Origin of the sequence: Adlercreutzia equolifaciens (genome assembly GCF_029076695.1) — a bacterium.
Classification (GTDB): domain Bacteria; phylum Actinomycetota; class Coriobacteriia; order Coriobacteriales; family Eggerthellaceae; genus Adlercreutzia; species Adlercreutzia equolifaciens_A.
Map to the genome: position 1 here is coordinate 1,172,956 of NZ_JARFIK010000001.1, position 12,266 is coordinate 1,185,221.

General features: G+C 61.6%; 11 protein-coding genes. 6 read left to right on the forward strand and 5 right to left on the reverse strand.

Translation table 11 applies throughout. From position 1 onward, the window contains the following. The first annotated feature begins 41 nt into the window (after positions 1–41). The 4 genes from PZH32_RS04665 to PZH32_RS04680 all read left to right on the forward strand — a co-directional run bounded on the left by PZH32_RS04665 (position 42) and on the right by PZH32_RS04680 (position 5,032). Positions 42–2,423, forward strand: coding sequence for a RelA/SpoT family protein (locus PZH32_RS04665; protein ID WP_428994013.1), 2,382 nt, complete (start codon positions 42–44; stop codon positions 2,421–2,423). Positions 2,424–2,508: 85 nt separating this feature from the next. Beyond that, a complete protein-coding gene (locus tag PZH32_RS04670; RefSeq protein ID WP_275206516.1) occupies positions 2,509–3,180 on the forward strand; it encodes an MBL fold metallo-hydrolase in 672 nt (223 codons plus the stop codon). Positions 3,181–3,327: 147 nt separating this feature from the next. Then, positions 3,328–4,383, forward strand: a complete 1,056-nt coding sequence (locus PZH32_RS04675; protein WP_275206517.1) for an inorganic phosphate transporter — start codon at positions 3,328–3,330, stop codon at positions 4,381–4,383. A 19-nt stretch (positions 4,384–4,402) separates the two neighbouring features. Further along, positions 4,403–5,032, forward strand: a complete 630-nt coding sequence (locus PZH32_RS04680) for a DUF47 domain-containing protein (protein ID WP_275206518.1) — start codon at positions 4,403–4,405, stop codon at positions 5,030–5,032. A 54-nt stretch (positions 5,033–5,086) separates the two neighbouring features. Here the strand turns inward: PZH32_RS04680 and PZH32_RS04685 are convergent, their stop codons facing one another. Both PZH32_RS04685 and PZH32_RS04690 read right to left on the reverse strand, forming a co-directional pair. Beyond that, complete coding sequence (locus PZH32_RS04685; protein ID WP_275206519.1) at positions 5,087–6,220, reverse strand: trimeric intracellular cation channel family protein; 1,134 nt, start codon at positions 6,218–6,220, stop codon at positions 5,087–5,089. Positions 6,221–6,224: 4 nt separating this feature from the next. After that, a complete protein-coding gene (locus tag PZH32_RS04690; RefSeq protein WP_275206521.1) occupies positions 6,225–7,202 on the reverse strand; it encodes a peptidase in 978 nt (325 codons plus the stop codon). A gap of 289 nt (positions 7,203–7,491) precedes the next feature. On the opposite strand from PZH32_RS04690, the gene PZH32_RS04695 reads away from it, so the two are divergent. Both PZH32_RS04695 and PZH32_RS04700 read left to right on the forward strand, forming a co-directional pair. Continuing rightward, the gene (locus PZH32_RS04695) at positions 7,492–8,769 is read left to right on the forward strand and encodes an aspartate kinase (RefSeq protein WP_275206522.1); all 1,278 of its coding nucleotides are present in this window, start codon (positions 7,492–7,494) and stop codon (positions 8,767–8,769) included. Between the two features lie 330 nt (positions 8,770–9,099). Further along, positions 9,100–10,149, forward strand: coding sequence for an aspartate-semialdehyde dehydrogenase (locus PZH32_RS04700; protein ID WP_275206524.1), 1,050 nt, complete (start codon positions 9,100–9,102; stop codon positions 10,147–10,149). Between the two features lie 62 nt (positions 10,150–10,211). Here PZH32_RS04700 and PZH32_RS04705 read toward each other — a convergent pair whose 3' ends face one another. From PZH32_RS04705 to PZH32_RS04715, 3 genes are all read right to left on the reverse strand, one after another. Beyond that, on the reverse strand, positions 10,212–10,955 hold the full coding sequence (locus PZH32_RS04705; protein WP_275206526.1) for a TlyA family RNA methyltransferase: 744 nt from the start codon (positions 10,953–10,955) through the stop codon (positions 10,212–10,214). A gap of 7 nt (positions 10,956–10,962) precedes the next feature. Continuing rightward, a complete protein-coding gene (locus PZH32_RS04710; RefSeq protein WP_275206527.1) occupies positions 10,963–11,847 on the reverse strand; it encodes a TatD family hydrolase in 885 nt (294 codons plus the stop codon). A 133-nt stretch (positions 11,848–11,980) separates the two neighbouring features. Then, positions 11,981–12,196, reverse strand: coding sequence for a helix-turn-helix domain-containing protein (locus PZH32_RS04715; protein WP_275206529.1), 216 nt, complete (start codon positions 12,194–12,196; stop codon positions 11,981–11,983). Positions 12,197–12,266: the final 70 nt, after the last annotated feature.

A 12,266-nucleotide genomic window follows, 5' to 3' on the forward strand; every position in this document is an offset into this window, starting at 1 on the left:
ATACCGCGAGGGGAGCCTCGCGTAAGGAGAAGGAGGCGCTGGTGAGCGCTGAGAAAGAGCACAACCAGGCCGATGCGGTCAGCATCGGCCGTGCCACGAAAGAGACGGTGGATGCCCTGCTGGGCACGCCGCATCCTACGGCCTCCAGCCAGCTGGTGCCGCCTGGCCCCGTCACGCCCGATGGGCGCTTCGCCGAGCTGCAGCGTCTGACCCGGGCCTACATGAGCGAGGAAGAAGAGGCCATGTTGGCCCGCGCCTATGCGTTCGCCACCGAGGCCCATGCCGGTCAGTGCCGCAAGTCCGGCGAGCCCTTCATCATCCATCCCATCGAGGTGGGCATCATTCTGGCCGATCTGCGCATGGACGCCGAAACCATCTGCGCGGCCCTGCTGCACGACACGGTGGAGGACACCAAGGTCACTGCCGAAGAGGTGGAAAAAACCTTCAATGCCCAGGTGCGTGCGCTGGTGGAGGGAGTGACGAAGATCACCCGCATCGAGGTGGAGAGCCTGACCGATGAGCAGGCCGCCACCATCCGCAAGATGTTCGTGGCCATGTCCAAGGATATTCGCGTCATTGTCATCAAGCTGGCCGACCGTCTGCACAACATGCGCACCCTGGCGGCTCTGCGCGAGGACCGACGCATCTTCAAATCCCGCGAGACGCTGGAAATTTACGCGCCCATTGCCCATCGTTTGGGCATCAACTCCATTAAATGGGAGCTGGAGGACATCGCGTTTTTCTACCTGGAGCCCAACAAGTACAAGCAGGTGTCCCGCATGGTCACCGAGTCGCGCGTCGAGCGCGAGGCCTATCTGGCCGACGTTATTAACGTGCTGCACGACGAGATGGACAAGGTGGGCATTACCGCCCAGATCATGGGGCGCCCGAAGCATCTGTACTCCATCTATCAGAAGATGACGAAGAAGGGCAAGGGCTTCTCGGAGATCTACGATCTTATTGCCGTGCGCATCATCACCACGTCGGTGAAGGACTGCTACTCGGCGCTGGGTGCGGTGCACACGCTGTGGCATCCCATGCCCGGGCGCTTCAAAGACTACATTGCCATGCCGAAGTTCAACATGTACCAGTCGCTGCATACGACGGTCATGGGCCCGGCCGGTCGTCCCCTGGAGGTGCAAATCCGCACCGAGGAGATGCACCAGAACTCCGAGTACGGCGTGGCGGCCCACTGGCGCTACAAGGAAACGGGCTCGTCGCGCCCCGGCAGCGCCGACAACCTGGACCAGCAACTGGCCTGGCTGCGCCAAATGGTGGACTGGCAGGATGAGACCGAGGATTCCCGCGAGTTCCTGAAGTCCCTGAAGATGGACTTGGCCGACACCGAGGTGTTCGTGTTCACACCCCAGGGCGAGGTGCTCAGCCTGCGCGCCGGCTCCACGCCCGTGGACTTCGCCTACGCCATTCATACCGAGGTGGGCAACCACTGCGTGGGCGCCAAGGTGAACGGTTCCATCGTGCCCCTGTCCTACGAGCTGCAAGTGGGCGATCGCGTCGAGATCCTGACCCAGAAGAGCGCCAGCCCCTCGCGTGACTGGCTCAACATGGTGAAGACACCCTCGGCCCGTAGCAAGATTCGCTCGTACTTCTCGAAAGTCACGCGCTCCGACGACATGCAGATGGGCCGCGATATGCTGCTGCGCGAGATGCGCAAGCACGGGCTGGGTCTGTCCAGTGCTCAATCCATGCGCGCGCTGAAGCTGGTGGCCGAGGCCCTGGGCTTCAAGGATCCCGACGAGATGTACGTGCACATCGGCACGGGCAAAGAGAAGGCCCAGCACGTTACCAACCGCTTGTTGAAGATCTTGGTGGACAAGGGCAACGAGGAGGCTGAGAAGCCCACGGTGGGCATGTCGGCCTCGTCCACGGGCATCATGGCCCCCATGCTCACCAGTGTGAAGCGGCCGAAGAAGCACGAGACCCACGCCTCCAACGGCATTGTGGTGAAGGGCGTGGACGACGTGCTGGTGCGCCTGTCCCGCTGCTGCAACCCGGTGCCCGGCGACGACATCTTGGGCTTCGTCACCCGCGGCCGCGGCGTGTCGGTCCATCGGGCCGACTGCCCCAACGCCATCGATCTGAAGCGCCATCCCGAGCGCATAATCGAGGTGGAGTGGGAAGGGTCGCCCTCGAAGTCGGCCAGCTACCAGGTGGAAATCTACATCGAGGCCCTCGATCGCATGAACCTGCTGCTGGACGTCACGAAGGTCATCTCGGAAATGGGCGCCAACGTGCTGTCCAGCAACACTACCACGCACCGCGACGGCATGGTGGAGATGCGCTTCCTCTTCCAGGTATCCGACTTGACGGTCATCGAGCGCGTAACGAAGCGCCTGACGGATATCGAAGGCGTCTTCGATGCCCGTAGAATGATGCCCCAAGGAGCAAGTAAGAAAGGCTAGGTGCCCGTCCCCGTCGATCAGGGTACCCCGTGTCTCCTCTGGTCTCGGTATCGGTGGGGCTGCTTAGGAACAAGAAAGGACAGTTATGGCAACGGATTTGTATGAGGTGAGTGGGCTTTGCGTTGATGTGAAGTACCTGGTTATGGGGCCTTTGGCGAACAATGTCTACATTGTGTCCGACGGTCAGGGCACCTTCGTGGTTGACCCCAGCTGCGATGCCGACAAAATCGTCGCGGCTTTGGATGGGGTCAAGCTGGATGCCATTGTGCTCACGCACCTGCATTCCGACCACATGGGCGCTGCGGCCGCCCTGCGCGAGGCTACCGGGGCGCCGGTTATCGCCTCTGAGGCCGATGCCGAGGGCATCGAGCATCCTACCATGTCGCTCGTGGGCGAGACGGAGCCCTGCACGGTGGATCGCCGCGTGAAGAACGGCGACGTGGTGGAAGTGGGCGCCATGAAGTGGAAGGTCATCGAGACGCCGGGCCACACGAAGGGCTCCATCTGCCTGTTCAATATCCCGCAGTTCGGCAACCATCCCGGCGGGCTGCCCGTGCTCATTTCCGGCGACACGCTGTTCTGCGGATCCATCGGACGCACCGATTTCGAGGGCGGTTCCATGACTGAGATGAAGGCCTCGCTGAAGAAGCTGGCCATGCTGCCCGACGATACGGCGGTGCTGCCGGGCCACAACAGCCTGACTACCATCGGGGCCGAGCGCAGGCGTGTGTTTGCCCTGTTCGGAGCTGACAGATAAGGGCATCACGTCAACAACGGCAATAAGAGACGGCGCGGACGTAACGGCTTTCTTGAAAAAAGCCGCCCGCGCCGTTTGCCTGAAGCCAAATAGGCTACACTGGTTGCTGTGGCGCGCAAGGCGCCGTCGTTTGTTGGAAGGAACTCTGTGACCATCGAGTGGACCTTTTTCCTCTCCGAGCTTGCGCAGAACCCCATTCTTCTGGTGGTAACGCTGCTCAACATCGGAGTGATTGTGGTGAACGGGGCCACCGATGCTCCCAATGCCATCGCCACAGCGGTTTCCACCCGCGCCATGAAGCCGCGCCATGCCATTATCATGGCGGCCGTCTTCAACTTCCTCGGCTTGCTGCTGGTGTCCCTGGTGTCCACGGCGGTGGCCCACACCATTTTCTCCATGGTCGATTTCGGCGGTAATTCGCACCAGGCGCTGACGGCTCTCATGGCGGCCATGGTGGCCATCATTGTGTGGGGCGCTGCGGCCTGGTGGTTCGGTATTCCCACGTCGCAATCGCATTCGCTCATTGCCGGCCTGACTGGTGCTGCCATTGCTGTTATGGGCGGCTTTGATGCCATCAACGGCGCCGAGTGGATGAAGGTCATCTACGGCATTCTGCTTTCCACGCTGCTCGGCTTCGGTCTGGGCTGGCTGCTCTACAAAATCATCGGGCGCATTTGCCGCCATGTTGACCGCGTGCGCGCCAACTCGTTCTTCAAGTGGGCGCAAATTTGCTCGGGCGCGGGTGTGGCGTTCATGCACGGCGCTCAGGACGGTCAGAAGTTCATGTCCATCTTCATGCTGGCTATCATGATGACCGCCGGTATGGGTATGAACCTGGACGAGGTGGCGCTGCCGCTGTGGCTGATGCTCTTCTGCGCGTTCAGCATGGGTCTGGGCACTGCCGTGGGCGGCGAGCGCATTATCAAATCGGTGGGCATGGACATGGTGAAGCTGGAGTCGTTCCAGGGGTTCGCCGCCAGCCTGTCCACGTTTCTCAGCCTGATGCTGGCCACCTTCGGCGGCCTGCCCGTTTCCACTACGCACACCAACACCACGGCCATCATGGGCGTCGGTGCCGCCCGCAACCCCAAGGGCGTGAAGTGGTCCATCGCCATCGACATGGTGAAAACCTGGATCCTCACGTTCCCCGGCTGCGGCATCCTAGGTTATCTCTGCGCAAAGTTGTTCCTGTTCATTCTGTAAGAGCGAGAAGGAGATTTCAGTGGCAAAGAAAAAGAAGTACGACTACTTCGACGCGTACGAGCAGCTGTCCGACCTGGCCGTGCAAGAGGCCAATGTTCTCATCCGCGCTATGGAGAACTTCACCGACGCTGCCGCACTGAAGGACGTGCTGCAGGAGGCTCATGAGATTGAGCATGCCGGCGACCAGATCAACCACGAGATTTACAAGCACGTGGGCGGTGACTTCATGCCTCCCATCGATCGCGAGGACGTGGTGCTGCTGGCCCAGTGTCTGGACAACATCCTGGATGAGATCGAGGACGTGCTGCAGTACCTGTACATGTTCGACGTCCATCAAATTCCCGAGGACGCCTTGCGCTTTGCCACCATCATCAAGAAGTCCTGCAAGGCCGTGGATGCCGCCATGGAGGATTTCCGCAACTTCAAGAAGTCGAAGTCGTTCAAGCAGCTGGTCATCGACGTGAGCAACTACGAGGAGGAGGGCGACGACTTGTACGTGGAGGTCATTCGCAACCTCCATGTCAACCACGCCGACGAGCCGATGCACGTGCTGAAGTGGTCGCGCCTGTACGCCTTCATGGAAAGCTGCTGCGACGCCTGCGAGCATACCGCCGACCTGATGAGCACTATTCTGCTGAAGAACATGTAGCTGGTAGGGCGTTACGTACCTACTTGGTTTCTAGAAGCAGTCTTGGAAAAGTTCTTAGCTTTTCTGGGACTGCTTCTTTTTTTGGTCGCGGGGGTTGTGGCTGGGTTTCTTGGGTTCGGGGGTTTGGGGCTCGAAGGGATCGCGCTCGGAGTCTTCGGTCGAGGCCCCTTCGCGGTCAAGGCCGATGATGGCATAGAGCTCATCGCGGTCGACGAACAGGCGGTCCGAGGGATCGGGAAGGGGCTCGCTGCTGCCGGCCTCTTCGGTAGCTGATGAAGAGGCGTGGACGGTGCCGTCTTTTACGTGGGGATCGTGGTCGGCCAAGGGGATTTCCAGCTTGTCCATGAGTACCGTGGGCTGGATATGCTCGCCCATGTCGTCCATCCAGCGGCCGCTCATGCGGTCGTACAGCTTCTTGCCACGGCGCTTGAACTTCTCCCAATTGGTGTCCGCTTGACGCTCGCGGGCTGTTTTGCCGACGGGGACGTGCACTTTGCGAGCGATAAAGCGTGCCGGGCGGGCCACGCTTTGCACCACGGTGTCGGAGTAGTCGCGCGGCGGCTTGGTGCGCCAGCCCATGATGAGGGACAGATAGCGCAACCCCAGGATGATGCCGGCGCATATCATGCCGGCGGTGTCGGGCAGAATACCGTTGGCCTTCAGGGGGCAGTAGATGATGCAGCCGATAAGAGCCGCGCTACCGTAGATGGGTCCTGTCTGGAAGGCCACGGGCGCGCGGTTCATGAGCACGTCGCGGGAGATGCCGCCGCCCACAGCGGTGATGGTGCCCAGCACCACCGAGGGAATGACGCCCAGGCCGGCCGAAAGGCTCTTCGAGGCGCCGATGATAGCCCATAGGGCAACGGAGATGTTGTCGAGCAAGTCAACGATAGGATCCAGGTAGGTGGCCAGTTTGCCAAAATAGAACACCACCATGCCGGCTATGGCGCAAGAGAGCAGGAACCAGGGGCTTTGGAAAGCGTACAGGCCGTACTGGCCGTAGCCCTGCAGCAGCACATCGCGGATAATGCCACCGCCCATGCCCGTGATGCAGGCGATGGCCACGGTGCCGAAGATATCGTAGCGGGCGCGCACGGCGGACATGCCGCCGGACAGGCCACCGGTGATAGTGGCAGCGAACTCGAACCAGAAGGGGAGCGAGAAGGCGGTATCAAGCGTTTCTACCATGGGCCTAGTCCTCGGCAGGCGCGACGGTTTCCACGGCCACGACGACGGCCACCACGGGCTCGCCGTAGAAATTCACGTCCTTGGTAAGCCGATGGGCGGCTTCCAGGTCGAACTGGTCGCTGTCCAGGGCCTCCATGGCGGCCAGGGCGCGGGTTTGCGCCTCTTGGCAAAGGTCCCAGAAGCTGGCCGTGCTCTGGGCCTCAAGGGCCGGATGCTGCCACAGGGCATGCTCCTCGTTGGCGAAGGCGCTGTAAGTACGCTCTTTCGCTTGATGGGACAGCGCGCTCATGATGGAGTGGGGGCGCACCAGGCGCTCCAGAGAGCCCAGGGCGCTGCGCTTCCAGCCGCCCGACGAGTGCACCAGGCGCTGGGCGCGGCGGTTGGCCTTGACCGAGGCCTTGAAAAGATTCTCGGGGATATCCAGATCGAAAGCATCTTTGACCGCCTGGGCATAGAGCTGCGACAAGGTGGTAAGCAAAGCGTCGGAGCCTTTGAGGATGGCCGTGGCCGGCTGATAGGTGGCCACGGTCTCGCCGCGCTTCGCGGTAAGCACCAGCTCGTCGAGCTCGGTTTCAATGAGAGCGTGCACTTCGGCGTGATCCTCGGGATTGAGCCCTTCCACGCCGGCATTCACCAGGGCCTGCTCCTGGCTGAAGATGAGCGGATGAACGGTGCGGTCCAACTCGTAGTGGCCCACGAATCCGAGCACGTAGGCGCGGGCCGCCGAACGGGAGGCAGCGGGCAAGGTAGCCACGGCGCGCTTAAGAGCCAGCAGGAACTCGGCGGGGTGTGTGCGATGCAAGGTGCTTCCCACCTGCGCGTAGCTAAGGTACCGGGGATCGGTGGCAGCAAAGAAAAGGGGATCGGGCCCCTGGTTGCCCAGCAGAAACGCGTCGGCCTCGTCGCGGGAGCCGCCCACGGACTCGAAGGTTTGGTTGTACAGGTCCTTCGCGAACAGATCATGGGTGATGATGGCCGGCATGGCGTCTCCTTCCCGAGGTTTCAGAGGGTTGTTGCGAACGCCCGGGTGCGGGCGCGAAACGCACATATTACGCAACAGAGTCATCATATACAATGACGCAACTTTGAACGGTCGAAGCCGTTGTGCCGTCGGAAAACCGACACAGAGCCGAAGGGGGCCAGCCGAGTGAATCCCCCCGCCGATCTGCTGCCGCTGCGCCGAACCCCCCGTTTGGGCCCTGGATTTTTGATATAGTGGGAACCCACTGGGTTCCAGTGGTCTGTTGACGTTCCAATAAGGAAGGGCGCTCATGTCTTTGATTGTCGCGAAGTTCGGCGGTACCTCCGTCGCCTCGCCTGAACGCATCAAGAATGTTGCCAAGCGTCTGGTGGGCATGCGCCAACGTGGCGATGAAGTGGTTGCCGTGGTGTCCGCCATGGGCAAAACCACCGATGAACTGATGGGTCTGGCCAGTGCGGTTACCACCGCGCCTCCGGCCCGCGAGCTTGACCGCCTGCTGTCCACCGGCGAGCAAGTGTCCATGACGCTGCTGGCCATGGCCATTGAGGCTTTGGGCTACAAGGCCATGAGCTTCACCGGTCGTCAGGCGGGCATCGAGACCAACGGCACCCACAACAAGGCGAAGATTGTGGCCGTGCACAACGAGCGGCTGTTGGAGGCCCTTGACGCCGGCGCTATCCCGGTGGTGGCGGGCTTTCAGGGCATCGACGCCAATGGCGATATCACCACCCTGGGTCGCGGCGGCTCCGATACCACGGCCGTGGCCATTGCCTGGGGCATCAACGCCGACGTGTGCGAGATCTATTCCGATGTCGACGGTGTGTACACCACCGACCCCCGCGTGGCCCCGCGCGCCAAGAAGCTTGATTCCATCTGCTACGACGACATGCTGGAGCTGTCCAGCGCCGGTTCGGGCGTCTTGCAAAGCCGCGCGGTGGAATTCGCGCGCAAATGGAAGGTTGTCATTCACTCCCGCTCTGCGTTCTCGGATGCGGAAGGCACCTATATCAAGGAGGAGTACGAAATGGAAGAAGCCGTCATCACCGGCATTGCCAGCGACACGTCCGAGGTGAAGGTGACCGTGCGCGGTCTTCCCGACACGCCGGCCGTGGCCGCCAAGGTGTTCTCGGCCCTGGCTGCCAACAACGTGAACCTGGACATGATCATCCAGAACGTGTCCGAGGGCGGCTACACCGACATCTCCTTCACCACGCCGGGCGCCGATCTGCCCCGCGCCCGCGAGACCATGGAGCGCATCGTGCCCGAGGTGGGTGCTCGCGAGTTCATCGTGGACGAGGACATTGCCAAGGTAAGTCTGGTGGGCACCGGCATGAAGTCCTCGCCGGGCGTGGCCTCGCGCACGTTCCAGACGCTGGGCGAGAACAACATCAACATCGTGGCTATTTCCACGTCGCCCATCCGCCTGTCCATGATTGTGGACGCGGCCCAGGCTACTCAGGCTGTGCAGTGCCTACACACCGCTTTCGGCCTGGACTCCGACGACCTGTTCGTGGAAACGCAGCTTTCCGCGGAAGAGATTGCCGCGAAGATGAAGAAAGGACGTTGATGTTCCGCCGTTGCTGACGCAACGTCGGACCGATCGGCGCTGCGGTTCCGACAGGCACCTGGCCTTGCACTTCAGGGCTTTCCTTCGCGGCGCGAAGGTCGCTCAGCCCTGATCAGCAAGCTGCTCAGGGCGCGCCCTCTCGGGCGCATAGTCAGTCCTGAACAGCCCACTGGGCTGTTCACTCAGCACAATGCCAGGCACCTGTCGAAACCTCGCTGACTTCCTTGGGCGAACCGGGGATATTGGTAGGAGAAATTAGTTTTCAGAGAACTCGGCGTACCCCTCCCGGCCGTCTCGACGCTGCGGGGTTGCGAAAGAAAGGAACTTGCAATGGCTTGGACGAAAGAAATTCCCGCGAATCCCGTTGTGGCGGTGGCTGGTGCCACAGGCGCTGTGGGGCAGGAGTTCTTGAAGGTTCTGCACGATGTTGATTTCCCGGCTTCCGAGGTACGCGCGCTGGCGAGCGCTCGTTCCGCGGGCAAGACGGTGCCGTTTGAGGGCTGCGGCCTGGTGCCGGCTGGCGAGCTGACCGTACAGGAGATGACTCCCGAGTCCTTCGAGGGCGTCGACATTGCGCTGTTCTCGGCCGGTGCGGGCGTGTCCAAGGCTATGCGTGAGGCCGTGACGGCGGCCGGCGCGGTGATGATCGACAACTCCAGCGCCTTCCGCATGGACGAGGATGTGCCGTTGGTGGTGCCCGAGGTGAATCCGCAGGATGTGGCCTGGCACAATGGCGTCATTGCGAACCCGAACTGCTCCACCATTCAGATGGTGGTGGCCTTGAAGCCGCTGTACGACCTGTCGCCCATCACGCGCGTGGTGGTGTCCACCTATCAGGCCGCTTCGGGCGCCGGTGCCCCGGCCATGGCCGAGCTGTACGATCAGACCCGCGAGTTTTTGGACGGCAAGCCCGAGGAGGAGCTGACCATCGAGGCCTTCGCCCATCGCATTGCCTTCAACACCATTCCGCACATCGACGTGTTCCTGGAGGATGGTTCCACCAAGGAAGAGTGGAAGATGGTGGTGGAGACGAAGAAGATCATGGGCGATCCGAACATCCAGGTGGCTGCCACCTGCGTACGCGTGCCCGTGCTGCGCTGCCATGGCGAGTCCATCAACGTGGAGTTCGCTGATGAAGTGACCGTGGAGCAGGCCCGTGCCGCCTTGGAGGCCGCCCCGGGCGTCGAGGTTATGGACGACACGGAGAACAAGGTGTACCCCATGCCCGGCCTGCTGGCTGGCACCGACGGCACCTTCGTGGGTCGTTTGCGCAAGGATCCCACGGTGGAGCACGGCATTGCGTTCTGGGACGTGGCCGACCAGATTCGCAAGGGCGCGGCGCTCAACGCCGTGCAGATTGCCCAGCTGCTGCTGCCGTAAAGGCTGACGGAAAGATCGCGAATGCGCGCGGGCGCTCCTTCGGGGGGTGCCCGCGCGGTTCTTTATCCGCGGTAGATTGCGCGCACGAGGTACTCGACGTTGCCCTCGGCGCCGGTGATGGGGGACTCAATGGTGCCTGTTACTTCGAAGGACGCAGCGGCCAGTGCTTCCCGCACTTCTTCTACCGTGCGCAGACGGATGGCTTCGTCGCGCACAATGCCGCGATCGGTTTCCTCGTGGGCCGATTCGAATTGGGGTTTCACCAGGCCAATGAACACGGTGCCCGGTTTGCTGAAGCGGGGGAACAGGGGCGCGAGGCCGGCCAAGCCGATAAACGACACATCGATGACGATAAGATCGAAGGGCGCGCCTAGGGCGGCAGGGTCAGCGTCTTTGATGTTGGTGCGTTCGAAAACCGCCACGCGCTCGTCCTGGCGCAGCTTCCAGGCCAGTTGCCCGTAGTTCACATCCAACGCCGCCACCCGTGCGGCTCCTGCTTGCAGAAGGCAATCGGTGAAGCCGCCCGTGGATGAGCCGATGTCCAGGCATGTCATACCCTCGACGGACTGACCGAAGGCGTCCAAGGCCCCTTGCAGCTTATGGCCGCCGCGCGAGACGAACTGCTTGCGTCCACGCAGGAAGATGTCGGCATCGGGAGAGACCTTTACTGCGGCGCTGGTGACGTACACGTCGTCAACGCGTACCTCGCGCGCCATGACCGCTCGAAGCACCTCGCCCGGCGTGGCGAAGTCGCCCCGGGCAATCAACAGCTCATCCAGACGTATCTTTTTCGGCTTCTTTGACATGGGCCTATTATCGCTGAGATTTGTCGGGAAGAAGGTTCGGATCGGGGATTATCCCTGCCAACAGTGCTTCGCTTGTGGTGGCTAGCTGCTTCGAAAGGTCGGCGGGATCGATGCCCTTGAGCTGTGCGATACCGGTGAGGGCGTTGCGCAGTTCGGCTTCCCAGGTGTTGGCGGGAAGGGATTCGCCGTCGTGGGCCGGCATGTCGGTTTCCAAGAGAAGGCGCCCGAGGGGGATCTGCCGCGCGTACTCGCGCCCGCGGCGCGAGGCCAGCATGCGCGGTCCTACCGAGAAGAAGCAGCCAGCGTGCAGAGCGCGCTGCAGGTCGTCGGAAGAGCCGGAGAACCAGTGGAAGATCACCTGGTGGTGGCTGAGCGTGTTCGCGGCCTCTAGAGCGTCCAGGACCTCGGAGGCAGCGTTAACTGCGTGGATGGAAATGAGCTTGGAGAGGCAGGCGGATATGGAGGAAGACTCTTGCGCAGGTGCGGTAGTCGTGATTCCGCTCTCCTGCGGGGCCGCCTCATTGCAGGCGGCCAGGATGCGCGCGAAAGCGGCGTTTTGCTGCTGGCGACTTTCGGGGGTATCGCGTGGACCGGCAAAGTCGAGTCCAATTTCTCCGATGAAAGGGGAGGAAGGCGCGAGGGCGCAGAACGCATCAAGTTGTGCGCTGCCTATGCGCCCGTCGGCAATCCACCAGGGATGAGCCCCAAGACCAACGCGAACATTGGGCGAGTCGGCAAGCTGCGGAGCCAAAACTTCGAACTCCTCAGGCGTTACCGTGCAGGAAAAAGCGCTGATGCCTCGCCGTTCCGCATCGGCGGCAGCAAGGGAAGGGTCAGGCGCGAATCCCAGATGGCAGTGCATGTCATAAAGCGTTTCCATAGAGAGAAGCATAGCAGAGCTCAAGGATCTAGGGGAGGAAGGCTTCAGCCTGTCGCCACGGCGTGACGAAAAGACGGCTTCATTATTGGTGCCACCAAAGCAGCAAATCTTAGCTGCTGGCTAATGAACCAGGGGAGGCTGCTCGCTAAAATGAGATCAGCTTCGAAACGCAGACATCCAGGGCATCGGCGATGCGGCCAAGATCATCGATCCCGACGCTAACGCGTCCGGACTCAATGCGCCAAATATGAGACTTGCTGCTGCCAATCATGAGCGCAAGCTTCTGCTGGGAAAGCCCCTGCTCTTCCCGCCGTTTTCTGATCGCTGAACCAAGAGCGATACGTTTCTCGTCTGCATTCATGCCCTAAGCGTATGCGGTATACTTGCCTAGTTGGCTTCATATATGAAGTCGATTGGAGAAGAATGACCTC

Coding starts and splice junctions, on each gene's coding strand:
- PZH32_RS04705 (WP_275206526.1), bottom strand. CDS start 10,955: ATGTCAAAGAAGCCGAAAAAGATACGTCTGGATGAGCTGTTGATTGCC.
- PZH32_RS04710 (WP_275206527.1), bottom strand. CDS start 11,847: ATGCTTCTCTCTATGGAAACGCTTTATGACATGCACTGCCATCTGGGA.
- PZH32_RS04700 (WP_275206524.1), top strand. CDS start 9,100: ATGGCTTGGACGAAAGAAATTCCCGCGAATCCCGTTGTGGCGGTGGCT.
- PZH32_RS04715 (WP_275206529.1), bottom strand. CDS start 12,196: ATGAATGCAGACGAGAAACGTATCGCTCTTGGTTCAGCGATCAGAAAA.
- PZH32_RS04670 (WP_275206516.1), top strand. CDS start 2,509: ATGGCAACGGATTTGTATGAGGTGAGTGGGCTTTGCGTTGATGTGAAG.
- PZH32_RS04685 (WP_275206519.1), bottom strand. CDS start 6,220: ATGGTAGAAACGCTTGATACCGCCTTCTCGCTCCCCTTCTGGTTCGAG.
- PZH32_RS04690 (WP_275206521.1), bottom strand. CDS start 7,202: ATGCCGGCCATCATCACCCATGATCTGTTCGCGAAGGACCTGTACAAC.
- PZH32_RS04695 (WP_275206522.1), top strand. CDS start 7,492: ATGTCTTTGATTGTCGCGAAGTTCGGCGGTACCTCCGTCGCCTCGCCT.